General features: G+C 64.8%; 23 protein-coding genes and 1 tRNA gene. 10 read left to right on the top strand and 14 right to left on the bottom strand.

From position 1 onward, the window contains the following. Positions 1-36 precede the first annotated feature (36 nt). The 3 genes from thiB to FQU74_RS11925 are packed head-to-tail and all read left to right on the top strand — an operon-like array spanning position 37 to position 3,189. Positions 37-1,017 (top strand): thiamine ABC transporter substrate binding subunit, encoded by a 981-nt coding sequence (gene thiB, locus FQU74_RS11935; RefSeq protein WP_146286705.1) that lies wholly within the window; start codon positions 37-39, stop codon positions 1,015-1,017. Next, positions 993-2,519: an ABC transporter permease family protein gene (locus FQU74_RS11930; protein ID WP_146286704.1), complete on the top strand. Its 1,527-nt coding sequence runs from the start codon at positions 993-995 to the stop codon at positions 2,517-2,519. The genes thiB and FQU74_RS11930 overlap by 25 nt, the downstream gene beginning before the upstream one ends. Beyond that, positions 2,509-3,189 (top strand): thiamine ABC transporter ATP-binding protein, encoded by a 681-nt coding sequence (locus FQU74_RS11925; RefSeq protein WP_146286909.1) that lies wholly within the window; start codon positions 2,509-2,511, stop codon positions 3,187-3,189. Before FQU74_RS11930 ends, FQU74_RS11925 begins: the two co-directional genes overlap by 11 nt. Positions 3,190-3,241: 52 nt before the next feature. Here FQU74_RS11925 and FQU74_RS11920 read toward each other — a convergent pair whose 3' ends face one another. From FQU74_RS11920 to FQU74_RS11895, 6 genes are all read right to left on the bottom strand, one after another. After that, entirely contained in the window at positions 3,242-4,033 is a 792-nt protein-coding gene (locus FQU74_RS11920; protein WP_146286703.1) for a cytochrome c1, read from the bottom strand. A gap of 19 nt (positions 4,034-4,052) precedes the next feature. Continuing rightward, complete coding sequence (gene petB, locus FQU74_RS11915) at positions 4,053-5,366, bottom strand: cytochrome b (protein ID WP_146286702.1); 1,314 nt, start codon at positions 5,364-5,366, stop codon at positions 4,053-4,055. 11 nt (positions 5,367-5,377) lie between these two features. Next, the gene (petA, locus tag FQU74_RS11910; protein WP_146286701.1) at positions 5,378-5,938 is read right to left on the bottom strand and encodes a ubiquinol-cytochrome c reductase iron-sulfur subunit; all 561 of its coding nucleotides are present in this window, start codon (positions 5,936-5,938) and stop codon (positions 5,378-5,380) included. 255 nt (positions 5,939-6,193) lie between these two features. After that, a complete protein-coding gene (locus tag FQU74_RS11905; protein WP_146286700.1) occupies positions 6,194-6,805 on the bottom strand; it encodes a glutathione S-transferase in 612 nt (203 codons plus the stop codon). Between the two features lie 142 nt (positions 6,806-6,947). Then, a complete protein-coding gene (gene ykgO, locus FQU74_RS11900) occupies positions 6,948-7,073 on the bottom strand; it encodes a type B 50S ribosomal protein L36 (protein ID WP_054302743.1) in 126 nt (41 codons plus the stop codon). 68 nt (positions 7,074-7,141) lie between these two features. Further along, positions 7,142-7,216 (bottom strand) — tRNA-Val (locus tag FQU74_RS11895). A 143-nt stretch (positions 7,217-7,359) separates the two neighbouring features. On the opposite strand from FQU74_RS11895, the gene FQU74_RS11890 reads away from it, so the two are divergent. Further along, entirely contained in the window at positions 7,360-8,232 is an 873-nt protein-coding gene (locus FQU74_RS11890; RefSeq protein WP_146286699.1) for an N-formylglutamate amidohydrolase, read from the top strand. Here FQU74_RS11890 and FQU74_RS11885 read toward each other — a convergent pair whose 3' ends face one another. Continuing rightward, complete coding sequence (locus FQU74_RS11885; protein WP_146286698.1) at positions 8,233-9,486, bottom strand: DNA polymerase IV; 1,254 nt, start codon at positions 9,484-9,486, stop codon at positions 8,233-8,235. 52 nt (positions 9,487-9,538) lie between these two features. Next, complete coding sequence (locus FQU74_RS11880; RefSeq protein ID WP_146286697.1) at positions 9,539-10,837, bottom strand: D-amino acid dehydrogenase; 1,299 nt, start codon at positions 10,835-10,837, stop codon at positions 9,539-9,541. 262 nt (positions 10,838-11,099) lie between these two features. Between FQU74_RS11880 and FQU74_RS11875 the strand changes: the two genes are divergently transcribed. Both FQU74_RS11875 and FQU74_RS11870 read left to right on the top strand, forming a co-directional pair. After that, positions 11,100-11,981, top strand: coding sequence for an SPFH domain-containing protein (locus FQU74_RS11875; RefSeq protein WP_146286696.1), 882 nt, complete (start codon positions 11,100-11,102; stop codon positions 11,979-11,981). Beyond that, the gene (locus FQU74_RS11870; protein ID WP_146286695.1) at positions 11,981-12,238 is read left to right on the top strand and encodes an NfeD family protein; all 258 of its coding nucleotides are present in this window, start codon (positions 11,981-11,983) and stop codon (positions 12,236-12,238) included. The genes FQU74_RS11875 and FQU74_RS11870 overlap by 1 nt, the downstream gene beginning before the upstream one ends. 42 nt (positions 12,239-12,280) lie before the next feature. On the opposite strand, the gene pyrF is transcribed toward FQU74_RS11870, so the two are convergent. Then, on the bottom strand, positions 12,281-12,979 hold the full coding sequence (gene pyrF, locus FQU74_RS11865) for an orotidine-5'-phosphate decarboxylase (RefSeq protein WP_146286694.1): 699 nt from the start codon (positions 12,977-12,979) through the stop codon (positions 12,281-12,283). A 138-nt stretch (positions 12,980-13,117) separates the two neighbouring features. Here pyrF and FQU74_RS11860 point away from each other — a divergent pair, with 138 nt between their 5' ends. After that, positions 13,118-13,891, top strand: coding sequence for a hypothetical protein (locus FQU74_RS11860; RefSeq protein ID WP_146286693.1), 774 nt, complete (start codon positions 13,118-13,120; stop codon positions 13,889-13,891). Continuing rightward, complete coding sequence (locus tag FQU74_RS11855) at positions 13,888-14,697, top strand: TolB family protein (protein WP_146286692.1); 810 nt, start codon at positions 13,888-13,890, stop codon at positions 14,695-14,697. Before FQU74_RS11860 ends, FQU74_RS11855 begins: the two co-directional genes overlap by 4 nt. Here FQU74_RS11855 and FQU74_RS11850 read toward each other — a convergent pair. Then, positions 14,672-15,061, bottom strand: coding sequence for a hypothetical protein (locus FQU74_RS11850; RefSeq protein ID WP_146286691.1), 390 nt, complete (start codon positions 15,059-15,061; stop codon positions 14,672-14,674). The two genes, FQU74_RS11855 and FQU74_RS11850, sit on opposite strands and share 26 nt — an antisense overlap. 335 nt (positions 15,062-15,396) lie before the next feature. Here FQU74_RS11850 and clpB point away from each other — a divergent pair, with 335 nt between their 5' ends. After that, complete coding sequence (gene clpB / locus FQU74_RS11845) at positions 15,397-18,012, top strand: ATP-dependent chaperone ClpB (RefSeq protein WP_146286690.1); 2,616 nt, start codon at positions 15,397-15,399, stop codon at positions 18,010-18,012. Positions 18,013-18,044: 32 nt separating this feature from the next. Here clpB and FQU74_RS11840 read toward each other — a convergent pair whose 3' ends face one another. The 4 genes from FQU74_RS11840 to FQU74_RS11825 form a co-directional block, all read right to left on the bottom strand. Continuing rightward, a complete protein-coding gene (locus tag FQU74_RS11840; protein WP_146286689.1) occupies positions 18,045-18,920 on the bottom strand; it encodes a transglutaminase family protein in 876 nt (291 codons plus the stop codon). Between the two features lie 4 nt (positions 18,921-18,924). After that, positions 18,925-21,285, bottom strand: a complete 2,361-nt coding sequence (locus tag FQU74_RS11835; protein ID WP_146286688.1) for a circularly permuted type 2 ATP-grasp protein — start codon at positions 21,283-21,285, stop codon at positions 18,925-18,927. Positions 21,286-21,292: 7 nt separating this feature from the next. Further along, positions 21,293-24,718 (bottom strand): transglutaminase family protein, encoded by a 3,426-nt coding sequence (locus FQU74_RS11830; RefSeq protein WP_146286687.1) that lies wholly within the window; start codon positions 24,716-24,718, stop codon positions 21,293-21,295. A gap of 154 nt (positions 24,719-24,872) precedes the next feature. Continuing rightward, a complete protein-coding gene (locus FQU74_RS11825) occupies positions 24,873-25,493 on the bottom strand; it encodes a thiamine phosphate synthase (RefSeq protein WP_146286686.1) in 621 nt (206 codons plus the stop codon). A 177-nt stretch (positions 25,494-25,670) separates the two neighbouring features. Between FQU74_RS11825 and FQU74_RS11820 the strand changes: the two genes are divergently transcribed. After that, on the top strand, positions 25,671-26,411 hold the full coding sequence (locus tag FQU74_RS11820; protein WP_146286685.1) for an RNA methyltransferase: 741 nt from the start codon (positions 25,671-25,673) through the stop codon (positions 26,409-26,411). Positions 26,412-26,450 lie beyond the last annotated feature (39 nt).

The raw sequence follows: 26,450 nt of genomic DNA, 5'->3' as shown, positions 1-26,450 counted from the left end.
GCTCCATCTCCGCCCGTTTGTGAAAGGAAGCGAGAGATGAAGGTGCTTTGTTTTGCAGCGGGATTTCTGGCCTTTGCGCAGGCTGCGCAGGCGGAAACCCCGGTGCTTGATGTGCTGACCTACGACAGTTTTATCGCCGAATGGGGCCCCGGCCCCGCGATCGAGAAAGCGTTCGAGGCCGAATGTGGCTGCGATCTGCGCTTCACGGCCGCTGGCGATGGCGCGGCCCTGCTGGCGCGTCTGCAGTTGGAAGGCGCGAAGACCGCGGCGGACGTGGTCCTTGGCCTCGACACCAACCTGACGGCCGCCGCCCGCAAGACTGGGCTGTTCGCGGCCCATGGCCAGACCCCCGCGGTCGACCTGCCCGTCACGTTCGAGGATGCCGAGTTCCTGCCCTATGACTGGGGCTGGTTCGCCTTTGTCCACAACAAGGACCTGACCGCACCTGGGGATTTCAAGGCGCTGGCGGCATCGGATCTGAAGATCGTCATTCAGGACCCGCGCTCCTCCACGCCCGGACTGGGCCTTCTGATGTGGATCAAGGCCGCCTATGGGGCCGATGCGCCAGCGATCTGGGAAGGCCTTGCCGACAATATCGTGACCGTGACCCCCGGCTGGTCCGAGGCCTATGGCATGTTCCTCGAAGGCGAGGCCGATTTGGTGCTGAGCTATACGACCTCGCCCGCCTATCACCTGATCGCCGAAGAGGATGACAGCAAGGCCGCCGCAGTTTTCACCGAAGGCAACTATCTGCAGGTTGAGGTAATGGGTAAGCTTGCGTCCTCAGATCAGCCCGATCTTGCGGACAGGTTCCTTGCCTTCATGTTGTCGGATGCGGCGCAAGAGGTGCTGCCCACAACGAACTGGATGTATCCGGCCAAGGTGCCTGCATCCGGCCTGCCCAAGGGGTTCGAGACACTGGCCAAACCCGAAAAGTCGCTGTTGATGACCGCCGATGAGGCCGAGGCGGTGCGCGCCACGGCGCTGGACGAGTGGCGCGCCGCGCTGGCGCGCTGATCGCGGCGGGGCTGGCGGCGCTGACGCTGGGCCCCGTGGCGGTGGTGATGATGCAGGCGGGAGAGGGGATGCTCTCTTCTGCCGATCTGGCAGCGCTGCGCTTTACCGTTGTTCAGGCGGCGCTGTCGTCATTGGCATCGGTGGCATGTGCGGTGCCACTTGCGCGCGCGCTGGCCCGGCGGCGGTTTCCCGGTCGCGGGCTTCTGGTCACGGCGCTTGGTGCGCCGTTTCTTCTGCCGGTCATCGTGGCCGTTCTTGGACTGCTTGCGGTTTTCGGTCGTGCGGGCGTTGTGAACACGGCCTTGCGGGGGCTGGGCCTGCCCGAAGTCTCGATTTTTGGTCTGGGCGGCGTGGTGCTGGCGCATGTGTTTCTGAACATGCCGCTGGCAACCCGCATGATCCTGCAGGGCTGGCAAGCCGTCCCGGCCGAGCGGCTGCGGCTGGCGCAAAGCCTTGGGTTTGGTCCGCGCCACGTCTGGCAACACATCGAGGTTCCCATGCTGCGCGATGTTTTGCCGGGTACGGCGCTGGCGGTCTTTGCGATATGTCTGACCAGCTTCGCCGTGGTGCTTATTCTTGGCGGCGGGCCTGCGGCAACGACGGTAGAGCTTGCGATCTATCAGGCGGTACGCTTTGAATTTGACCTGACCCGCGCGGCGCTGCTGGCCCTGATGCAGGTGGGCACCTGTGGGCTGGCCGTTGCGGTGGCGAGCTTCTTTGCACTGCCAGCCGGGTTCGGCGCGGGTCTGGACAGGTCGGCGGACCTGCCAGCGCCAGATGGCTGGCGGCGGATAAGTGATGCAGGCGTGATCGCACTCGCGACGCTCTTTCTGGCCGGGCCGCTGCTGGCGGTTGCCCTGAGGGGCGCTCCGGGGCTGCTGGCGCTTCCCGTCTCGGTCTGGCCCGCGCTGGCCGCTTCGCTTCTGGTTGCGGTGCTGGCTGCGCCGCTGGCCGTGGGCGCTGCGCTGGCGCTGGCACTTGCCCGTGCACAGGGGCTGGGCTGGGTGGGGCCCATCGCGATGCTGCCCATGGCGGGGTCGCAACTGGTGCTGGGCACGGGGCTTTTCCTTCTGGTCTTTCCATTCGTCTCGCCCGCCACCGTCGCCCTGCCGGTCACGGTGCTGGTGACGGCGATCATGGCGCTACCCTTTGCCTATCGCATCCTTGCCCCGCAGGCGCAGGTGCTGGTGACCGATTACGGGCGCCTCGCGGCCTCACTTGGCCTTTCCGGTTGGCCGGCGCTGCGGCTCTTGGTACTGCCGCGCCTGCGCCGTCCGCTGGGCTTTGCCCTTGGGCTGACAGGCGCGCTGGCGGTCGGGGATCTGGGCGTGATCGCGCTTTTCGCGGCCGAGCAGGGGGCAACGCTGCCCCTTGTCATCTCGCGCCTGATGGGGGCCTATCGGATGACGCAGGCCGCGGGGGCAGCCCTTCTGCTGGTCATCGCGGCCTTTGGGCTGTTCTGGATGTGTGACAGGTGGGGACGTGGCGGAACTGAGGCTTGAGGGCTTTCGCATTACGCAGGATGATTTCACCCTGCGTGCCGACCTTGCCCTGCCTGCCGGCGGGCGTGTTGCGGTAATCGGGCCTTCGGGCGCGGGAAAGTCGACACTTCTGAATGCCATCGCCGGCTTTGTGCCGTTGAATGCCGGAGCGATGACATGGGCAGGGCAGAGAATCGACGCTCTGCCGCCGGGGGAGCGTCCGCTCTCGATCCTGTTTCAGGATCAGAATCTGTTCCCCCATCTGACTGTGGCGCAGAACCTTGGCCTTGGTCTTGATCCCGGCTTGCGCCACGTTGATTGGGGGGGCGTGAACGGTGTGCTGGATCGAGTCGGGCTTGCGGGCCTTGGCGGTCGGCGCCCCGCGCAACTGTCGGGTGGTCAGCAAAGCCGGGCAGCCCTGGCGCGCGCGCTTCTTCGGGCGCGGCCCATTTTGCTGCTGGACGAACCCTTTGCCGCCCTCGGACCCGCATTGAAGGCCGAGATGCTTGCGCTGGTCGAGGAAACGGCGGGTGAGGCGCTTGTCGTTCTGGTCACACATGACCCGGCCGATGCCCGTCAGTTTGCCAAACAGACCGTGCTGGTGGCTGATGGCGTCGCTGCCGCCCCGCAACCGACTGCCGAGATATTTGCCAACCCGCCACCCGCGCTGGCGGCTTATCTGGGCCAATGAAAAAACCCCGCAGGTGCCTGCGGGGTTTTTTGTTCTTGCCGGACCTTTCGGATCAGGCCATTTTCTTGCCTTTGACGCCGGCCCACAGGCGCTTGTTCGTCAGGTAGAGCAGCGTTGCCAGACCGATCAGGAACAGCACGGCGACAAAGCCCATCTGCTTGCGCGCCATCATCTTCGGCTCAGCGGTCCACATCAGGAAGGCCGAGACATCTTCAGCCATGTGGTGCAGCGATGCGGGGTGGCCGTCAGCATAGGTCACCTGATCGTCCGACAGCGGAGGGGGCATGGCGATCCAGCCGCCCGGGAAGGCGGTGTTCGCGTAGAAGGTGGTGCCCGCCTCTTCCTTGGTCTCGCCGGTATAGCCGGTCAGGATCGAGACGATGTATTCCGGCCCGCCGATGCCATTGATCAGCTGGCTGATGCCGGTGCCGTAGGGGCCATGGAAGCCTGCACGGGCCTTGGCCATCAGGCTGAGGTCCGGCCCCATGCCCTCACCCGCGCGGGTGGGGAACTTGTCGGTCCATTCGCGCGGACGGGTCGTGCCGCCGGGCAGTTCCACCTCGTCAAGGCTCGCGGCATAGGCGCGCACCTGATCGGCAGGCAGCATCGGCCCACCTTCGTCGGCCAGGGTGCGGATCGGCACGAATTTCATGCCGTGGCAGGCCGAGCAGACCTCGGTGAACACCTGCAGGCCGCGCTGCAGCTGGTTCCGGTCAAAGGTGCCGAAGGGCCCTTCGAACGAAAACGCGGTGTCGTGGACATGGCTCTCTCCGCCCGCGGCAAACGCCGCCCCCGTGGTGAGGGTCAGGGCAGAGATGGCGCTGATTGCGATTTTGCGAAGCATCTCGTTCGTTTCCTTTCGCTCACTCGGCCGCATGGGGGTAATGGGCCTTGAAGTCTTCCTCGATGGTCGAAGGCTGCGGCAGCGGCTTTTCGATCACACCCAGCAAAGGCAGGATGACGAGGAAGTACGCGAACCAGTAGGTTGCAGCGATCAGCGAGATCCAGTCGAACGGGAAATCGGTTGATTGCGCGCCGACCCACATCAGCACAATGAAGTCCACGCAGAGCAGCCAGAACCACCACTTGAACATCGGGCGGTATTTGCCCGAACGCACCGACGAGGTGTCGAGCCAGGGCGCCAGCGCCATGACCGCGATCGCGCCGAACATCGCCAGCACGCCAAAGAACTTGGCGTCAACGATGCCGAAGGTGATGAACTGCACGAACTGCACGGCCCAGACATCGGCGGTGAAAGCCCGCAGAATGGCGTAGAACGGCAGGAAGTACCATTCCGGCACGATATGCGCAGGCGTCGCCAGCGGGTTCGCCTCGATATAGTTGTCGGGGTGGCCGAGGTAGTTCGGCATGAAGCCCACGATGGCGAAGAACACCACCAGCACCACGACCAACGCGAACAGGTCCTTGATCACGAAGTAGGGCCAGAAGGGCAGGGTGTCTTTCTCGGCTTCAGCCTTCGAGGTGCGACGCACTTCAACCCCGGTCGGGTTGTTGTTGCCGGTCGAGTGGAAGGCCCAGATGTGCACCGCAACCAGCGCCGCGATCACGAAGGGCAGCAGGTAGTGCAGCGAGAAGAAGCGGTTCAGCGTGGCGTTATCGACCGCCGGTCCGCCCAGAAGCCAGGCCTGAATGTCGGGTCCGACACCCGGGATCGCGCCGAAGAGGCCGGTGATCACGGTTGCGCCCCAGAACGACATCTGACCCCAAGGAAGCACGTAGCCCATGAAGGCGGTGCCCATCATCGCCAGGTAGATCAGCATGCCGATGATCCAGGTCACTTCGCGCGGTGCTTTGTACGATCCGTAGTAGAGACCACGGAAGATGTGCAGATAGACGGCAACGAAGAAGAGCGAGGCGCCGTTGGCGTGCAGGTAGCGCAGCGCCCAGCCCCCGTTCACGTCACGCATGATATGCTCGACGCTGGCGAAGGCCATGTCGACATGCGGGGTGTAGTGCATCACGAGCACGATCCCGGTGACGATCTGCAGCGCAAGGCAGAACACCAGGACGATGCCCCAGATCCACATCCAGTTGAGGTTCTTGGGCGTCGGGATCATCAGGGTGTCATAGACAAGCCCAACGATGGGAAGACGCTTGTGCAGCCACTGCTCAAACCCGGACTTGGGCTCGTAATGGTCGTGCGGAATACCGGCCATGTGGTCTCTCCTCAGCCCAGAAGGATGGTGGTTTCGTCGGTGAATTGTGCAAGCGGCACATCGAGGTTACGCGGCGCGGGCCCTTTGCGGATGCGCCCCGACGTGTCGTAGTGCGAGCCGTGGCAGGGGCAGAACCAGCCGCCGAACTCGCCCGAGCCGTTGCCTAGGGGCACGCAGCCGAGGTGGGTGCAAACGCCCAGCATCACCAGCCACTCGCCCGCTTCGTCCAGCGTGCGGTTGGTGTCCGAGGCATCCGTGCCGGGACGGTTGGCGTTTTCGCTGTTCTGGTCAATCAGGTCGGTCAGCGCGACCGCGCGGGCGGCCTCGATCTCTTCGGCGGTGCGACGGCGGATGAACACCGGCTTGCCGCGCCATTTGACCGTCAGCTGCGTGCCCACTTCCACGGCCGAGACATCGACATAGATCGAGGCAAGGGCGCGCACGTCGGCGGAGGCATTCATCTGGTTGACCAACGGCCAGACGGCGGCGCCGGTGGCCACAGCCCCGGCGCCTGCCGTGGCGTAATACAGGAAATCCCTGCGGGTGCCTGCGTGATCTTCTGCGTGGGACACGAGATCTTCTCCCTCTCAAGGGCCGCCTCATGCGACCCATGCAAAATCCGGGCGGCGGTCACCCGCAGCCTTGATGGGCGGGTTTTAGCCAAGCAACCCCCTTACGTCCAGCGGTCAAAGGCGCGCAGGGGGGTGAATGATGCGGCATTTTCGCATCATTCGGGATCGATACGTCACATCACAGGCCCGTTACATTCGACCGGGACGGCTGTCGTCGCGCGCAGTCGTGCGGTGATCCGCCTGCATGCCCAAGGGTCAGGCCTGCGGCGGGCGCGTGGCCTGCATCGCCGGGCGGTCCGAGAAGTCGGCTTCCCAGGCGGCCAGATGCGGACGGTCGGCCCGCCATTGGCGGTCGGAATGGCGGAAGTCGAGATAGCCCAGGGCGCAGCCCACGGCGATCTGCCCGATGTTGAGCGGACCGGTCAGATGCGCCATCCAGCGGCTTTCCAGCGCATCAAGCGCCCGCGCGATCTTGCCCCATTGGCCCTCGACCCACGGTGAATGGCGACGGTCCTCGGGGCGGACGCGCCATTCGTAGACCATCAGCAGCGCCGCATCGAGGATGCCGTCGGCGGTCGCCTCAAGCGTCAGGGTCTGCCAGAGCGCGGGTCCTGCCGGGTAGAGCCCGGCGTCAGAGCGATCATCCAGCCAGCGGCAGATTACCCTGCTGTCGTAGATCGCTGTGCCTTCGTCGATTTCCAGAGCGGGGATCTTGCCCAGCGGGTTGTGATCGACCGGCATGGTGCCGGGATCGACGGGCGTGCCCTGCACCGGAATCAGCTCGACCTGCGGCAAAAGCCCGGTTTCGTGCAGGGTGACCATCACCTTGCGGACATAGGGTGAGGTTGGCGAGTGGTACAGGCGCATAGTTCCCCCAAGGCGATTCGCGTGGCTTTCACGCAGGATAGGCGGTGCCCGGCTCGGTTGGAACGGCGCTTGCATTGGGTGCCAAAGCAAAAGGCCGCCGGGTTTCCCGCGGCGGCCTTTTGAATAACTGGCGTGGCGCCAATCAGCCCTGACGGGCCTTGTAGCGCTTCTGGGTCTTGTTGATCACATAGACCCGGCCTTTACGGCGCACAACCTGACAGTCGCGGTGACGCGTCTTCAGCGAGCGCAGCGAGTTCTTGACCTTCATGGCCATCTCTCCTTATCGCGGCGCGCGTGCGCCTTGAAACTCGTGCCTTCTTGCGAAAGCGGTGAAAATGGTGGGCGGTACTGGGATCGAACCAGTGGCCACTACGATGTCAACGTAGTGCTCTACCGCTGAGCTAACCGCCCACACCCCAATCTGGTCAGCTGCAAGCCCTTGTTCAACAAGAACGGGCGCGGCTGCCCGCGTCGGTGGAGGGGTCTATAAAGAGAGTCGTCAGGGTGTTCAAGAGGGTTTTGGCACGGAAAAAATCCGCGCTATACCTTTTGTCATGACCCTTCGCACCGTGACCGAAGCCTATGAGTTGATCCGTCCGCAACGGCTTGCGGTGCCTTTGGTGTTTTCCTCGCCCCACAGCGGGCGGGACTATCCAGAGCACTTCCTGGCGCGTTCGGTCCTTGATGCGCGGGTGATCCGGTCATCGGAAGATGCCTATGTGGACGAGTTGTTTGCGGCCGCACCTGCCCATGGGGCGCCGCTCTTGCTGGCGCGGGTGCCGCGGGCCTATGTCGATCTGAACCGTGCCGCTGACGAGTTCGACCCCGCGCTGATCGAGGGTGTACAGCGCGCGCCGCACAATCCGCGCATCTCGTCAGGCCTTGGGGTGATTCCCCGCGTCGTTGCGCAGGGGCGACCGATCTATCACGGCAAGATCCCGCGGTCTGAGGCGGACCTGCGCATCGCGCGGTACTGGCACCCCTATCACGCCGCTCTTCATGCGTTGACAGACGAGGCAACGCGCCGCTTTGGCCAGTCGGTGCTGATCGACTGTCATTCCATGCCGCGCGAGGCGCTGGAAGGGCAGGTTCGCCCCGGCTTTGCCCGCCCCGAGGTGGTGCTGGGCGATCGCTACGGCGCTGCGGCCGGACGCGAGGTTGTAGACAGGCTGGAACAGGCGTTCCGATCCGCCGGTCTAAGGGTCGCGCGCAACTCGCCCTTTGCCGGGGCCTATATCGCGCAGGCCTATGGACGCCCATCACGCCGACAGCATGTCGTGCAGGTCGAGATTGACCGCTCGCTCTATCTTGATGAGGCGCAGGTTCTGCGCAGCGCGGATTTCGACGCTTTCCGCAAGCTGGTGGATGGGGTTGTCGCCACGGTGGTCGCAGGCTTTCGCCCCAACACCGCGCTTGCGGCCGAGTGATCAGCGCAGCGCCCGGCCCTTGATGATCGCGTCGCGTCCGAATCGCGCGCGAATCGCGTCTGTCGCGCGTTCGGCGCGGGCGCGGTTCGCGGCGGTAGGGTCAAAGAGGTCGGCCGGACCGTCGGCTTCGGTCGCCGGGCAGAGATCGGTGATTCCCACACCGATCAGCCGATAGGCGGCCCCCGTCGGGACCAGATCGAGCATGGCACGCGCCTCGCGGTAAATCCGGTCGGCAATCTGCGTCGGGTCTGTCAGCGCATGGCGCCGCGATATCAGCGTAAAATCCGCGCGCTTGAGCTTGAGCGTGATGCCGCGGCCCGCCAGCCCCTTGGCCTTGGCGCGATCGGCCACTTGCACGGCCAGCCGCCAGAGATGGCCATCCAGAAGGTCTGGGTCTGCGGTATCCTCAAAGAACGTGGTCTCTTTCGAGATCGACTTCAGCTTTTCGTCCCGCGTGACGCGGCGCCGATCCTGCCCACGCGCCAGATGCCAGAGCCGCCCGCCCATCTGCCCGAAGCGCGCGACCAGATCCGCCTGATCCCAGCGGAGCAGGTCGGATATCGTGCGGATGCCCGCCTTTTCCAGCGCGGTCTGCGTCGCAAGGCCGACGCCCCAGATGATGCGAACGGGCTTCGGGGCCAGAAAGGCCTCGGTCTCGGCGCGCCCGATCACCGAAAAGCCGCGCGGCTTGTCGAGATCAGAGGCGATCTTTGCAAGGAACTTGTTGTGTGAGAGCCCGATGGAGCCCGAGATGCCCAGCTCCTCCTCCATCCGCCGGACCAGCCGCGCCAGCATCACCGCAGGCGGCGCCCCATGCAGGCGCGCCGTGCCGGTCAGGTCGAGAAACGCCTCATCCAGCGACAGCGGTTCAATCGCGGGGGTCAGCTCTTCCATCAGGGCGCGGATCTGGCGCGAGACCTCGGCATAGACCTGCATCCGGGGCTTCACCACCACCGCATCCGGACAAAGCTTCAGCGCCTGAAACATCGGCATGGCCGAGCGCACACCCGAAATGCGAGCGATGTAGCAGCAGGTTGAAACCACGCCCCGAGTGCCGCCGCCCACGATGACAGGCTTGTCGCGCAGATCAGGGTTGTCGCGCTTTTCGACCGAGGCGTAGAAGGCGTCGCAATCCATATGCGCGATCGACAGATCCGCCAGTTCGTCATGCGCCACAACCCGTGGGCTGCGGCAAGCCGGGCAGCGGGGGCCACCGTCGTAAAGTGTCAGGCAGGAACGGCAAAGCGCGGGCATGGCTTGACCATACCACGCGCCAATGCCGTGTTCAGGGGCAAAATGCGCGGCCTTACTCGGCCGGGATCGGACGCAGCACCGGCGTTGCGCCGCGCTTGGGCTCGTAGCGTGCATAGCCCAGATCGGCGTGCTCGATCTCTGGCACCCGGCCCGAGATCAGGTCAGCCAGCATCCGGCCCGAGCCGCAGCTCATGGTCCAGCCCAGCGTGCCGTGCCCGGTGTTGAGGAACAGATTCGAGATCGGCGAGCGGCCCACGATCGGCGTTCCGTCCGGCGTCATCGGACGCAGTCCAGTCCAGAAGGCGGCTTTCGACTGATCCCCGGCCCCGCCGAACAGATCCTCGACCGAATGGGTCAGCGTCGCCTGCCGCTTCGGGTTGAGCGAGAGGTCGAAGCCCGCGATTTCGGCCAGGCCGCCAACGCGGATACGGTCTCCCAGTCGGGTGATCGCGATCTTGTAGGTCTCGTCCATCACGGTCGAAACCGGTGCGCGCGTCTCATCGACGATCGGCACGGTGATCGAATAACCCTTGAGCGGATAGACCGGCAGCTTGATGCCCAGGGGGCCTGCCAGCATCGGCGAATAGGATCCCATCGCGAGCACGAAGGCGTCGGCATGGACCGGGCCTTCCGAGGTTTCGACAAAGGCCACGCGGCCGGCCTCGGTATGGATGCGGTTGATCGACACGCCCCAACGGAACGTCACGCCCGCCGCTACGGCCATGTCTGCCAGGCGGTTGGTGAACTTGAAGCAGTCGCCGGTCTCGTCGCCCGGCAGGCGCAGACCGCCCATGATCTTGTCGGCCGAAGCCGCAAGGCCCGGCTCGGCGGCAATGCAGCCTGCGCGGTCCAGCACCTCGAACGGCACGCCGTCCTGGCGAAGAACTTCGATGTCCTTCGCCGCGCCATCAACCTGCTTTTGCGTGCGGAACAGTTGCAGCGTGCCCTGCGTGCGTTCGTCGTAGGTGATGCCCGTCTCGGCGCGCAACTCACCCAGACAGTCCCGCGAGTATTCGGCCAGCCGCACCATGCGCGACTTGTTCACGTGATAGGCCTCGGCGGTGCAGTTCATCAGCATCTTCGCCATCCACGACAGTTTCGCAACGTCGGGCCGCGGCTGGATGATCAGCGGGGCATGCTTCTGGAACATCCATTTCATCGCCTTGAGCGGGATGCCCGGGGCAGCCCAGGGGGCAGAGTAGCCCGGGCTCACCTCACCGGCATTGGCGAACGAGGTTTCCAGCGCGGGCGCCGCCTGGCGGTCGATCACCGTCACCTCATGGCCTTGACGGCTGAGATACCAGGCCGAGGTCACGCCGATCACGCCTGCGCCAAGGATGACGATTTTCATGTGCCGCTCCGCTGTCTGTAGGGATTAAGATAATGATACCTTTTCGATGCGGGATTTCTTGGCGATCTTCGGCCTACGACTGCGCTCGAAGTGAATAATCTTCGATGAAATCATGATATGTACGAAGATTCATCCGGACTGATCGGATAACGCGCAAGTAATCGTCGGCGGGGCGCCAATTTCGGCGGGAATCACCTGCCTATTGTATGGGCGGATTGAGAACGCCATTGTGGGGCGGAATTGCAGACAGGAGATTTGCATCATGGAACCCGAAGCCTTGCTTGGCGGCAATGCGGTGTTGCTGGTTCTGGCGGCGCTTGTGCTGCTGGTGGTGATGAAGGCGGTCAAGATCGTGCCGCAAAGCCAGAAGTATGTGATCGAACGCTTCGGAAAGCTGGAAAAGGTGCTGGGTCCGGGCATCAACCTGATCGTGCCATTCTTTGACAGTGTCGCGCACAAGGTCTCGGTGCTGGAACGCCAGTTGCCCAATGCCACGCAGGATGCGATCACCGCCGACAACGTGCTGGTCAAGGTCGAGACCTCGGTCTTCTATAGGGTGATCGAGCCGGAAAAGACCGTCTACCGCATCCGGGATGTGGACGGCGCCATCGCGACCACCGTCGCCGGCATCGTGCGCAGCGAAATCGGCAAGATGGAGCTCGACAGCGTGCAGTCGAACCGCGCCGACCTGATCGCCAAGGTCCGCGAACAGGTGGCGGCCATGGTTGACGACTGGGGCATCGAGGTGACGCGGGCCGAGGTTCTCGATGTGAATCTCGACGATGCCACCCGCGCGGCCATGCTGCAGCAGTTGAATGCCGAACGCGCCCGCCGCGCCCAGGTGACCGAGGCCGAAGGGCGCAAGCGCGCGGTCGAGCTGAACGCCGATGCCGAGCTTTATGCCGCCGAGCAAGAGGCCAAGGCGCGTCGCATCCTTGCCGAGGCCGAAGCCTTTGCAACCGGTGTCATCGCCGAGGCAATCAAGCAGAACGGGCTTGAGGCCGCCCAGTATCAGGTGGCGCTGAAGCAGGTTGAAGCGATTTCCGAGGTTGCCAAGGGCGGGGGCTCGCAGACCATCATCCTGCCCGCGCAGGCCGCCGACGCCTTTGCCAATGCCTTTGCCATGCTGCGAGGGAAACTCTGATGCCCTGGTGGCTCTGGATCGTCGGCGGCCTGGTGATCGGCATGCTCGAGCTGATGTTGCCGGGCTATATCTTTCTCGGCTTTGCGATCGGCGCCGTTCTGGTGGGCGGTGCGCTTTGGCTGGGCTTTGCGCCAGCACTTGCGGCGCAGCTTGCCATCTGGGCAGTGATCTCGCTCGCGGCATGGCTGGGTCTGCGCGCACTGCTGCCCTATCAACGGGGCGAGGTGAAGCGCTGGAAACGCGACATCAACGACTGACCGCGCCTTGTTCATTCCCGCCCCGAACGACGCAGCCGCAAATCAGCCGCGTGCGGGAAGCTCTGCGATAATTGCGCGGGCCGCGGCTGCCGGATCTGCGGCTGTCCAGACCGGGCGGCCGACGACGATGTGATCGGCCCCGTCGGCAATGGCACGCGCCGGCGTCGCCACGCGCTTCTGATCGCCCAGCGTCGCCCCTGCAGGGCGCACCCCGGGCGTCACGATCAGCTTGCCCGCGGCCTGCGGCAGGGCGCGGATCATCGCGGCCTCTTGCGGGCTTGCGATCACGCCATCGGCGCCAGCCTCCAGCGCACGGGCGGCGCGCTCCAGCGTGATGTCGTGAATATCGCCCGGCACGATCAGGTTCGCATCGAGATCCGCCCGGTCGAGCGAGGTCAGCACCGTCACGGCAAGGATCCTGAGCCCGGTCCCGCCCTTGCCCTCGGCGGCGGCCCTGACCACCTGCGGATCACCATGAACCGTCAGAAAGTCGAGGTCGTGCTGCGCGATGCCGCGCACTGCAGCCTCAATCGTGGCTCCGATGTCAAAGAGCTTCATGTCCAGAAACACGCGCTTTCCACGTTCGTGTTTCAGTTCGTTCGCCAGGGCAAAGCCGCCACCCGTCAGCATCCCGAGGCCGATCTTGTAGAACTCTGCCGCCTCGCCGATCCGGTCGGCAAGGGCCAGCCCCTGCACCACATTGGGTACGTCGAGGGCTACGATCAGTCGGTCGTCGGTCATGGTCTGGCTCCGCGCTGCTTCGGCGCGGTTTGCGCAAAACACCGAGGCGCTGTCAAGCGCGGCTGAGCCGCCCAGTGACATTGACTTTGCCGGACGCGCGCAAGACGATCCGGCAAGCGCGTTGAAACGGGGTGGAATATGCAGGTCAACATCAGCTTCGACCGTCCGGACGAAGGGCCAAGGTCCGGTCCGGTCATGGTGGGTTGGTTCCTGACAACCGACAAGGGCGCTGTCCTCTATGACCCGCCCGAACGGGTCAGTGTCCGTCAGACCAACCGCACGCACGCCAAATCGGCCAGCCGATGCCCGGCAGTGATTCAGCTGGAAAGCCGCTACTTCGCAGTGAAATGTCCGTTCGACCTGCACCTCGGCTTTGGCCGCGATGACAAGGGCAAGCCGGTTCTCTTGAACCGCGCGGGCGCCGGTGCGACCATACGGCCGGGCAAGATGAACGAGGTGCTGTCGCTGGTGAACGAGGCGGAATGGCGCTTCCCCGATCGCCCGACGCTGCAGCTTTCGCTGCCCTACTGTTTCATCGCCGACGAGATGGTCTATGCGACGCAGCTTTCAGCCTTCATGCATTACCGTCGCGACCCGCTGCCGGGAACGATCTTCGGCGGGCGCTTCCCGATCAATGTCTGGCCCCGTCCGATGATGTGGGCGTTTGAGTGGCACGAGCCTGAGCGCGACATCATCCTGAAACGCGGCGAGCCGCTCTTCTATGTGCAGTTTGAGGGCGAGGGCCCCGACCGCCCGGTACAACTGGTTGAGGCCGAGCGCAGCCCCGAACTGCAGAAGTATCTTGATCAGATCGGCGGTGTGGTGAACTACGTCAACCAGACCTTCAGCCTGTTCAAGGCAGCCGAAGCCTTGCGCCCTGCCCGATTGCTGACCCCCAAGGACAAGGGATGACCTGGCGCTCTTCGCTAGAGGTCCATGACCTCGCGACCGGCGCCTGTCAGGTGATCCTGCGCACGCCCATGCTGATTGAGGCGCCGAACTGGCATCCCGAGGGCTGGTTTCTGGTGAATGGCGAGGGGCGGCTCTGGCGGGCGGATGCGGACGGACTGACCCCGATCCCCACGCCCGAGGGTTTGCGGTGCAACAACGACCACGGCTTTCTGCCGGACGGCCGGATCGTGTTTTCGGCCCATAACGGGCAGGGTGCGGGGATCTATGTACTTGAGCCCGCAGGGGCGCAGCAGATCGTGCCCTTGCGGCCAAGCTGGTGGCATGCAGCCCATGGAAGCCGCATCGCCTATGCTGCCGCCCGCGGTGACCGTGTCGTGCGGATCGCCGAGATGGATACGGAAACCGGAGAAGAACGTATCCTGACTCCCGGCGCGGCACATCACGATGGGCCTGACTATTCGGCCTGCGGGAGCTTCATCTGGTTCAACTCGGACGCCACGGGCCATGCACAGATCTGGCGGATGCGGACCGATGGCAGCGATGCGGCGCCCGTGTTCCGCGACGACCGGGTGAACTGGTTCCCTCACCCCTCGCCCTGCGGCGGCCATGTGCTTTACCTCTCTTACCCGCCAGACACATTGGAGCATCCGCGCGATCTGGAGGTGCAACTTTGCCTGATGTCGCCGACCGGTGCAGACCGACGCGTGGCGGCCCGGATCTTCGGCGGTCAGGGCAGCATCAACGTGCCCTGCTGGGCGCCGGATGGACACGCCTTTGCCTTCACGCGTTATGCCCCGGCTGTGTAAGCGGCGGGGCGGCGGGGATCACGTTATCAAGCACCCCCCAGACCGAGACATGAACCTCGGGTCCGTCGGGGCCGGCCAGATGCTCTGGTGTCAGCCCGACAATACGCACGCGCAGCGGTCCGCCCCGGTCAAGATGGGGCTGCACCAGCGCGCAGGCCGCAGGGCCAAGCTGGCCCAGATAGACCCGTTTGCGGCGCGGGATCACACCAAGGAACGGTCGCTGCAGCAGGACATGTACACCAACGCCGCGATCGTTCTGCTGTAACTCGGCAGCATCGTTCAGGGTCAGCCCTGCGCGGCCCACGTTGACTGCCAATGCCTGTAGACGTGCCTTGTGGATGATGGGCTGGAACAGGTGCTGCATCGGGCCTCTTGTCCGGGCAGGGATGCCCGTCGGGGTTTCTGTCGCGCCAGCATTCGCTGCCTTGGCGTCGGGGGCAAGCGCTGGTGGCCGACATCGTATCGGGCAGGCCGGAACCCGCGCAGCGCACGCATGAGAATGGGCGAGTTCTGGCCGCTAAACCGTAGCGCGAGCTTGCTCGGCGTTTTGTCGCCGGTGGGCTGCGACAAAAAACCTGCGCCGGATCAAAGCGCGGGGCTTGCGGGTCTGTCAGGATAATCCCATGTGAAACGCAAGGCCGAAGCGGCTGTGCCTTTCAGGGCAGTCGCAGGCGGTGCTGAGAAAAGGAGAACTCGCCGATGAATTTGGAGAAATTCACGGAACGGTCGCGTGGTTTCCTGCAAGCCGCGCAGACGATTGCAATGCGGGAAAGCCACCAGAGGGTGCTTCCCGACCATCTGCTGAAAGCGCTGATGGACGATGAGCAGGGGCTTGCCTCGAACCTGATCCGCCGTGCTGGCGGCAGCCCCGAGCGGGTGAATGAGGCCATCAACGCATCGATTGCGAAACTTCCCAAGGTTTCGGGCGGGGATGGGCAGACCTATATCGACCCCTCGCTGGTGCGCGTGCTGGATGAGGCCGAGACCGTTGCCAAGAAGGCAGGCGACAGTTTTGTGCCGGTCGAACGGCTGCTGACGGCGCTGGCACTGGTCAATACCCGTGCGCGTGATGCGCTGACGGCGGGTGCGGTGACCGCCCAGGGGCTGAATGCCGCGATCAATGACATCCGCAAGGGCCGCACGGCTGACAGTGCTTCGTCCGAAGACACGATGGAAGCGCTGAAGAAATACGCCCGCGACCTGACAGAGGCTGCGGCAGAGGGCCGGATCGACCCGATCATCGGCCGCGACGAAGAGATCCGCCGCGCAATGCAGGTGCTGTCGCGCCGCACCAAGAACAACCCGGTGCTGATCGGCGAGCCCGGCGTGGGCAAGACCGCGATTGCCGAGGGCCTCGCCCTGCGCATCGTCAACGGCGATGTGCCGGAAAGCTTGCGCAACAAGAAGCTGATGGCGCTCGACATGGGTTCGCTGATCGCTGGCGCCAAGTATCGCGGTGAGTTTGAGGAACGCCTGAAGGCCATTCTGAAAGAGATCGAGAACGCCGCAGGCGAGATCATCCTGTTCATCGACGAGATGCACACGCTGGTTGGCGCGGGCAAGTCTGAAGGTGCGATGGATGCTGCGAACCTGATCAAGCCTGCGCTTGCGCGGGGAGAGCTGCATTGTGTCGGTGCCACCACGCTCGACGAATACCGCAAGTATGTGGAAAAGGACGCAGCCCTTGCCCGCCGCTTCCAGCCTGTTTTCGTGAATGAGCCGACGGTGGAAGACACCATCAGCATCCTGCGCGGGATCAAGGAGAAGTATGAACTGCACCACGGTGTGCGGATCAGCGACTCGGCCCTTGTGGCGGCGGCGACGCTCTCGCACCGCTACATCACCGACCGCTTCCTGCCCGACAAGGCCATCGACCTGGTCGATGAGGCCGCCAGCCGCCTGCGGATGGAGGTGGACAGCAAGCCCGAAGAGCTTGACGCGCTGGACCGTCAGATCCTTCAGGCCCAGATTGAGGCCGAGGCGCTGAAGAAAGAGGATGATGCCGCCTCCAAGGACCGGCTTGAAAAGCTGGAAAAGGAACTTGCGGATCTTCAGCAGCGGTCGGCCGAAATGACCGCCAAATGGCAGGCTGAACGTGATGTTCTGGAACTGGCGCGCGACGTCAAGGAACAGCTGGATCGCGCGCGGGCAGAGCTGGAGCAGGCCAAGCGCGAGGGTGACTTTGCCAAGGCGGGCGAGCTGCAATATGGCCGCATCCCGGCGCTGGAAAAACAGCTTGCGGAAGCTGAGACCAAGCAGGGTGACGCCCTTGTGGCCGAGGCCGTGTGGCCCGAGCAGATCGCCGAGGTTGTCGAACGCTGGACCGGCATTCCCACCACCAAGATGCTGGAGGGGGAAAAGGAAAAACTGCTGCGGATGGAAGACGAGCTTGGCAAGCGCGTGGTCGGTCAACGGCAGGCGGTCGAGGCGGTGTCCAAGGCGGTGCGGCGTGCCCGTGCGGGCCTGAATGACGAGAACCGCCCGCTGGGCAGCTTCCTGTTCCTGGGCCCGACCGGCGTCGGCAAGACCGAGTTGACCAAGGCGCTGGCCGAGTACCTGTTCGACGACGAGACGGCGATGGTGCGCATCGACATGAGCGAGTTCATGGAGAAGCATTCTGTCGCGCGTCTGATCGGGGCGCCTCCGGGCTATGTCGGCTATGACGAGGGTGGTGTTCTGACCGAAGCGGTGCGCCGCCGGCCCTATCAGGTCGTGCTCTTTGACGAGGTGGAAAAGGCGCATCCCGATGTGTTCAACGTGCTGCTGCAGGTGCTCGATGACGGTATTCTGACCGATGGTCAGGGCCGCACCGTGGACTTCAAGCAGACGCTGATCATCCTGACCTCGAATCTTGGGGCGCGGGCGTTGAGCGAACTGCCGGAAGGTGCCGATCCGAGCGAGGCGCGGCGGGAGGTGACCGAGGCGGTGCGTGCGCATTTCCGGCCCGAGTTCCTGAACCGCCTGGACGAGCAGGTCATCTTCGACCGGCTGAATCGGGCGGATATGGGCGGCATCGTCGAGATCCAGCTGAAGCGTCTGGAAAAACGTCTGGCCGGCCGCAAGATCGTGCTGGATCTGGATGCCGATGCGAAGGCTTGGCTGGCTGACGAAGGCTATGATCCGGTCTTTGGCGCCCGTCCGCTGAAGCGCGTGATCCAACGCAACTTGCAGGATCCGCTGGCCGAGCTGATCCTTGCTGGCGATGTGCTGGACGGCGCGGCGGTCAAGGTGACGGCCGGGCCTGACGGGCTGATCCTGGGCGACCGCGTAATCGCCTCGGGCCGCGCCAAGCCGCAAGAAGTGCGCGTCCACTGACGTCGTGAAAGGGGGCCTTCGGGCCCCCTTTCTCAATCCAGCGGGATCACGTCCACCGCCTGGCTGCTGTCCTGACCGCCGGCGGTGCGGATGGCACCACGCACCGGCGCCGCATCGGAATAGTCGCGCCCCACGGCAACCGTGATGTAATCCTCGCCCGCCCATTGGGCGTTGGTCGGGTCGTATTCAACCCAGCCATGTGCCGCGCCGCACCAGGCGCCCACCCAGGCATGCATCGCGTCCACACCTTCAAGCCGGGGCTGGCCGGGCGGCGGAAGTGTCCGCAGGAATCCCGAGACGTAACTTGCCGGAATACCAAGCGCGCGCAGGCCGCCGATCATGATCTGCGCGAAGTCCTGACACACGCCGTGACGTTCAGCAAAGGCGACCTCGGGCGGGGTCATCACATCCGTGGCATCGGCGTCATAGGTCATCTCCGCGTGGATCGCCCGGCCAAGCGCCTCGACCGCGCCGCGTGTGGTTGCGGCACCGGCGATGGCGGCTTGCGTGAATGCGGTGATGGCCGCGTCATGGCCGATGCGGGGCGAGGCGCCCAGAAAATGCTGCGGCGAGCCAGGCCACAGGTCGGTCTGCAATGCCAGATCGTCAACAAGATCCGACAGGGCAGGTGAAAGGTCCACCTCTTCGCCCTGCGCCAGACGCTCGGCCGAGGCGCGCAGCTGAAAGGTGATCTGGTCAATCGGGCGATGCCAGGCGACAGACGTCGTTGGATTTCCAAAGAAATCGACCCCGTCACGTCGTTCATCCGGAAGCGGTTCGATCGTCAGAAGGCTGGCTGTCACGCGCTGGCGCGGCCCTGAGACCGGCTGCAGGCGCAGGATGTTGCGCACATGGTCCGAGGCGGCCTGATAGGTGTATTCAATGCTGAGGCGGATGTCGTAGCGCATCGGGTCACCTCAGATAGCTTGCGGACAAGAGGTCAGACACCCCTGCCAGACGGTTGCGCAGCCCGGCAAGCGCCACGCTGTCCATATCGGCCGGTGCCGCGACCCGCAGGTCGGTGTCGAGCGTCAGAAGGGCGCGCTCCAGCGCCGACATCCGCCCGCCCGGCTCAGTCGGCGGCAGGCGCGAGACGTGGTGGCGCATCTGGTCGATCTGATAAAGCACCGCGCGCGGATTGTGCGCATCGAGCAGCAGCAGGTCCATCGTCGTATCGCGCGAGGGGCCGAAACGGTAGCGGCGCTGGTGCGTCATCACGCTGTCGCCGACCTCGATCGCGATCTGCAGCGCCCCGGCTGCCGCTTCGGGATCGGCAAAGGTCTCAAGCAGCATCAGCATGTTGTCGGCGCGTTCCTGTGCCCGGCCAAGAGACAGAAACCGCCAACCGGCGAAGTGATACATGTTTTCATGTACCAGCCCCGAAAAGCCCGAGATCTTGCGCAACAGGATCGACAGCGCCTGCGCCGCGTCGTCACCATGCGTCACCTTGGCCGCCAGTTTCTCGGCGGTGCGCGCCAGATCGTTCAGCGCGCCCCAGCCATCCGGTGAAAAGCGGTCGCGGACCTTGGAGGCTGCAAACCTCGCCGCGCCGATCATGCCGGCGAGCGCTGGCGGGATCGGCAGGTCCGGGGTCAGATCGAGGCTGGCAAGGTGCGTTGCCAGATGGGCCATGTGCGGCTCGTCGGCGTCTCCGGTCTCGGCCAGGCGCAGGTGCCATGCGCGCAACATGCGGATCGCGCCCTCTGTGCGTTCGACATAGCGGCCAAGCCAGTAGAGGTTGTCGGCAGCGCGCGAGGGCAGGATGCCCGGAGGGCTGCGTTCAAACGTGCCGGGTGTTACCAGACTGTCGGGTGCGACCGGACGCGGCGCCACGACCCAGACATCGGCAACCGAACCACCGGCCTGCATCGCAAGCGCCATGGCATCGTCGGATTTGCCGATACGGGCATAGCCGCCGGGCATGAAAGTCCAGCCATCGCGCGTGCGGGCGGCGAAGACCCGGATCGTCATCGGGCGCGGCACCAGTCGCCCTTCGCTCCATGCCGGTGTGGTCGAGAGAGTCACGGCCTCTTGCCCCACCAGCCGGGCGCCATCGCGGGCCAGCCGGTCGGGCAGTGTCCCAAGCGCGGTGCCGGCACCGACCGAGAAGGGCAGGGCGTGGTCCATCGCCGGGCTGATCAGCATCCGTTCGGCATTGGCCTGAACAAAAGCACGCTCGGTCGGCTGGCCGCACCACCAGGTGGCAATATTAGGCAGTTGCAAGGTTTCGCCCAGAAGGGATTCACAGATGCGCGGCAGGAAGGCCAGCATGGCCCGTGTCTCGACCACACCCGAACCAAGCGCGTTCACAAGGCCCAACGTGCCTTGCCGCAGGGCCTCCAGAAGACCGGGGGTGCCGATATGTGAATTCTCGTTCAGCTCCAGCGGGTCGGCAAAGTCGCTGTCGATGCGCCGCCACAACAGGCCGAGCGGTTCAAGGCCGCGAACGGTGCGCACCATGGCCTGCCCGTCGCGCAGGATCAGGTCCTCACCTTCCAGCAGCGTCAAGCCGAGGTAGCGGGCAATGTAGGTGTGCTCATAGTAGGTGTCGTTGTTCGGCCCCGGCGTCAGGATCGCCATGCGCCGCCCCGGCCCGGCCTGATCCTCCATCGCCTCGCGGAAGGCGCGGAAGAAGCCTGCCAGCCGCCGGACATTGGCGCGGGGAAACGGGTCCGAGAAGATGCGCGTCGTGGCCATGCGGTTTTCCAGCGCGAAGCCCGACCCCGACGGGGCCTGCGCCCGGTCACCCAGAACGAAGAATGACCCGTCCGGTGATCGCCCGATCTCGAAGGCCAGATGGTGCAGCCAGTGGCCCGATCGCGGCACGACCCCCACCAGAGGGCGAAGCCATTGCGGGTTTTGCGCCACAAGTTCGGCTGGCAGGTGCCCGTCGCGCACCAGATGGCCGGGGCCGTAGAGGTCGGCCATGACCCGCTCCAGAAGCTCGGCCCGCTGCGTCAGGCCCGCGCAGATCGCGTCCCATTCCGCATCCGCGATCAGGACCGGCACATGGCTGAGCGGCCATTCGCGCTCCTGCGCTGGCCCCCCGGAGTAGAGCCGGAAATAGACGCCCGCGTCCCGCAGGTATTGCTCGCCTCGCGCAAAGCGGGCGGCGATGTCTTCTGGCGAAAGCCCCGCCAACTGCGCGATGAATGGTGCCCAGACCGGGCGCATGGCGCCGTTCGCGTCAAAAAGCTCATCCGCCACGCCGGGTTGGGGGGCGTAACCGGCGAGGATCGCAGGCGGGACGGGGCTGGCTACGGTGCGGTTCATCGCACCGTTATATCCATGCCCCGCGCCTCAGGTCGAGTGTCAGCGGAAATTCCGCGTTCGGAACTTCGGTCGCCGGTACATAGGCACCGGGGGCATGGCCATGCGCTTCAAACCGGGCAAGACGCCGCGCCTCGGCCTCGTTGCCGTTGATGGGGAAGGTATCATAGTTCCGCCCGCCCGGATGGGCGACGTGATAGACGCATCCGCCAATGGCGCGACCGGTCCAGTCGTCATAGATGTCGAAGGTCAGTGGCGCATTGACCGGCAAGACCGGATGCAGCGCGGCCGCAGGTTGCCAGGCCTTGAAACGCACGCCGCCCACGCTTTCACCGCTGGTTTCGGTGCGCGCCATCGGCACCGGTCGACGATTGCACATGATGCGGTAGCGATCCTGCGAAAGCGACGTCATCCTGACCTGAAGGCGCTCGACCGAGCTGTCGGTATAGCGCACCGTGCCGCCAATGGCGCCGGTCTCGCCCAGAACGTGCCAGGGCTCCAGCGCCTGCCGCAGTTCCAGATGGACACCCTCGACCGTAACCTGCCCGCAGAACGGAAAGCGGAACTCGGCCTGCGCCTCGTACCAGACGGGATCGAGCTTGAAGCCGTGCAGGGCAAGGTCATCGAGCAGCGACAGGAAGTCGGACCAGATGAAATGGGGCAGCATGAAACGGTCATGCAGCACGGTGCCCCACCTTACGGGCTTGCCCTTGACGGGTGACTTCCAGCACCGCGCGATGATGGCCCGGATCAGCAATTGCTGGGCAAGGTTCATGCGCGGGTGCGGCGGCATCTCGAAGCCGCGGAACTCGACCAGCCCCAACCGGCCCGTCGGCCCGTCGGGGGAATAGAGCTTGTCGATGCAGATTTCGGCACGGTGGGTGTTGCCCGTCACATCGATCAGGATGTTCCTGAGCAGCCTGTCCACCAGCCACGGCGGCGGCAGAGGCCCGCCCGAGACAGGGTCTCCGATCTGGCTCAGCGCAATCTCCAACTCGTAAAGGCTGTCGTGGCGCGCCTCGTCGATCCGCGGCGCCTGAGAGGTCGGCCCGATGAACAGGCCCGAGAACAGATAGGAAAGCGAGGGATGGCGCTGCCAGATCAGGATCAGCGATTTCAGCAGGTCCGGCCGGCGCAAGAAAGGGCTGTCGTCCATTGTGGCGCCACCCACCACAACGTGGTTGCCGCCGCCGGTGCCGGTGTGGCGCCCGTCAATCATGAACTTGTCGGCACCCAGACGGCAGAGCCGCGCTTCCTCGTAGATTGCCTCGGTGGTTGCGACGCAATCTTCCCAGCTATGGGCCGGATGAATGTTCACCTCGATCACGCCGGGGTCCGGGGCGACACGGATCACGTTCAGGCGGGGATCATGCGGCGGGGCATAGCCCTCGATATGGATGGGCAGGCCAAGGTCTGCGGCTGTCGCCTCGGCCGTGGCCAACAGTTCAAGGTAATCCTCCAGCGTCTCGCAGGGCGGCATGAACAGGCAAAGCCGCCCGTCGCGGGGCTCCATCGCGATGGCGGTGCGCACGGTGCCATTCGCGGGGTCCACGCCGCCTTGTGCGACCTGCCTCTGGCGTCCCGGCACATCGGCGCGGGTCTTGCCAGACTGCACGTGATCGCCCGAGGTCTTGGGGGTCATCTCGGCGATTTCGGCGGCTTCCTGCGCCAGCCGGTCGAACTCTGCCTGCACCTCGGCCAGACGGTGCGGGGCGACGCGAGAGTGGAAGTTTGGCAGCGGGGCCAGCGGGATCGAGGTGTCGGCCGGATAGGTATAGGGGTACTGGGCCGGCGGTATCCACGGCAGCGCCGCCAAGGGCAGGCGGAAGCCCACCGGGCTGTCGCCCGGCACAAGGAAGAGATGCCCGCGGCGCGGCTTCCATATCTCGGACCGCCAGCGCGGCCCGCTCGCCTTCGATTGCCAGCGCTGGATCGGCAGGACGAAGCCAGAGGGTTCTGTCAGCCCGCGCGAGAAGACACGGGCAAACCGGGAGCGTTCTTCAGCATCTTTCAGGCGCGAGTTCTCGGGCGAGACATTCGGCGGCAGGTTGGCCTCTTTCAGGATCCACTCGGCGGGATCTTCAAATGCTGGCTGCGCATGTTCGGGGGCGATTCCCAGCTTTTCGGCAAAGCTTTCCATGAACCGTCCGGCCTCGGCCGCGCCCACGCTGTAATCCTGCGCCTCGCGTGCGACGAGGTCAGCGTTCTGCCAGACCGGCAGACCATCGCGCCGCCAGTAGAGCGAGAAGGTCCAGCGCGGCAGTGTCTCGCCCGGATACCATTTGCCCTGCCCATAGTGCAGGAACCCACCGGGGGCGAAACGGTTCCGCAGGCGGCGGATCAGCTCGTCGGCCCGGTCGCGCTTCATGGGGCCGACGGCGGCGGTATTCCATTCGGCGGATTCGAAATCGTCGATCGAGACGAAGGTGGGCTCGCCCCCCATCGTCAGCCGGATATCGCCCTCGGCCAGAACCTCATCGACCTTTCGGCCAAGGGCATTCAGATTCTCCCATGCGGCATCGCTGAACGGCTTGGTGATGCGCGGATGTTCAGCCACGCGGCGCACCTGCATGTCGAACTCGAAATCGACCTTCGGCGTGCCCGCCGCCGCGAACCCGCCCGAGATCGGTGCCGCATTGCGGTAGTGCGGGGTTGCGGCCAGCGGGATATGACTTTCACCCGTCAAAAGGCCGCTCGTCGGATCAAGCCCGATCCATCCCGCACCGGGAAGATAGACCTCGACCCATGCATGCAGGTCAGTAAAGTCGCGATCGGTCCCGGAGGGACCATCGAGCGATTTCACATCGGGCGTCAGCTGGATCAGGTAGCCCGAGACGAAACGTGCCGCGAAGCCCAGATGCCGCAGGACCTGCACCAGAAGCCAGCTGGAATCGCGGCACGATCCTGACTTTATGTCCAGCGTCTGCTCGGGTGTCTGCACGCCCGGCTCCATCCGGATCGTGTAATTGACCATGCCGTTGACGCGGGCATTCAGCGCCACAAGGAAGTCGATGGTGCGTGTCTTGTCGCGCGGCAAGGTGGACAGGAACTGGGCCAGAAACGGCCCGGTTTCCTCTGGCGTTCGGTAGATCACCAGATCGTCAGCCAGATCTCTTGGATATTCAAAGGGCCAGTATTCCGCGCTGTCCTCGACGAAAAAGTCGAACGGGTTGTACACCGTCATGTCGGCGACCAGATCGACCTCGATCCGGAATTCGGTCACCGGTTCGGGGAAGACAAAGCGCGCCAGCCAGTTGCCATATGGGTCCTGCTGGTGGTTCACGAAATGGCCGCCGGGCGAGACCTTGAGGCTGTGCGAGATCACCTTGGTGCGTGACTGCGGCGCGGGGCGCAGGCGGATGATCTGCGGGCCAAGCGTCACCGGGCGATCATAGCGGTAATGTGTCAGGTGATGAATGCTGGCCAGGATCGCCATTCGTGCCCCCGTTCGACGTTGATCTTCCCCAGCCTAGCGCGCTGACCGGCAGGCACGAGACTGTCTGGCCATCCTGCTGCCTTTGGCGGCCAAGTCACGAAAAAGCGCCACCCGATTGGGCGGCGCTACGTCACTTGCGTGAAATTTGTGCAGATCAGCCCAGCGGTGCCAGGAGCGACCGAAGTGCCGCCGCCGGGTTGGCGTCGCGCCAGATCTCTTCGCCGATGCCGAAGAAGTCGGTCACCGGGCCAAGCTGCGCGATCAGGTCAGGCGTCAGGGCGCCTTCGGCAACCACCGGGACCTCGATCATCTCGGACCACCACTGAAACAGTTCCAGCTCGGCGCGAGAGCCATCGCCCAAGGGGGTTTCACCCACAGGCCCGAAGGCCACGTAATCGGCGCCCGCCTCGGCGGCGGCCATCCCTTCATGCCGGGTCGTGCCGCAGAAGGCGCCGATGATCGCATCGTCACCCAGATCCTTGCGCAGTTTGCGCACGTTGCGCGCCCCGTCCGTCAGATGCACGCCATCAAGGCCAAGGCGTTCAACCAGCAGCACATGCCGCTCGATCACAAGGGCCACGTCGCGTGCATGCGCGACCTCGCGCAGCGCGTCCGCTGCCCGCGCGACCCGATCCTCATCGCGCGCCGCAAGCGCAAGGCGCACGCAGGCCACCTCGGTCTGGTCGAGGACAGCTGCCAGTTGGCCGGGAAACACGTCGAGATCGAACTCGGGCGGCGTGACAAGGTAGATCTGCGGGCGGTCGGCGTCGGACATGGAACTTCCCTGAACGGTTTCGCGCCGTTTAGCGGGTTTTTCCTCGTTTGGGAATGCCGCGCGCGGCATCGATGCTGCGTGGCCGCTGACGGTACTTCTTGGCGGCCATGCGTCTGTGGCGCTTGTTTTGCCGGGCCCATGCGCGTAACAGGCCGCCGCAGAGCATCGAGAGGCGCCATGATCGAACCAGCCATCATCCTTGTGCGACCCCAGATGGGTGAGAACATCGGCGCAGCGGCGCGGGCGATGCTGAATTTCGGCCTGACGCGGATGCGCGTGGTGGGGCCGCGGGACGGCTGGCCCAACCCCAAGGCAGTTGCCATGGCCAGCGGTGCGGGGCGTGTGCTCGATGGGGCAGGACTCTTTGCCGACGTGCCCTCTGCCATTGCCGATTGCGACTATGTCTTTGCCACCACCGCGCGGGGGCGCGAGCTGACAAAGCCGGTGATGACGCCCGAGCGCGCGATGGACCACGCCCGCGCATTGAGCGCCGAAGGAAAGCGCGTCGGCATCCTCTTTGGCCCGGAACGCGCCGGGCTTGAGAACGAGGATGTGGTGCTGGCCAATGCCATCGTTACCGTGCCGGTGAACCCCGAGTTTCCCTCGCTGAACCTTGGCCAATGCGTGCTGCTGATGGGATATGAATGGGCGCGCCAGAAGGCCGAGGTTGCGCCCGAGGTCATGAACTTTGCCCGCACCGAATTTGCCCAAGCCCATGAGATCGAGGCGCTGGCCAAGCATTTTGAGGAACGGCTGGAGGCTGCGGGCTTCTTCTTCCCGCCCGCAAAGGCGCCGGGGATGAAGGTCTCGTTGCGCAACATGTGGTCGCGCCTGCCTCTGACCACGGCAGAGGTGCGCACCTTTCACGGCATGCTGCGTCAGATCGCCTACAAGCTCAGGACGCAGGACCCGGACTGACCCTTTTCGCGCCATCGATCCGGTGGCGGGCCCGCTTGA

The organism is Gemmobacter aquaticus, from assembly GCF_007859075.1.
GTDB lineage: Bacteria > Pseudomonadota > Alphaproteobacteria > Rhodobacterales > Rhodobacteraceae > Gemmobacter > Gemmobacter aquaticus.
Note: the sequence above shows the minus strand (reverse complement) of the source record. Positions and strands in the feature narration are given on the sequence as shown.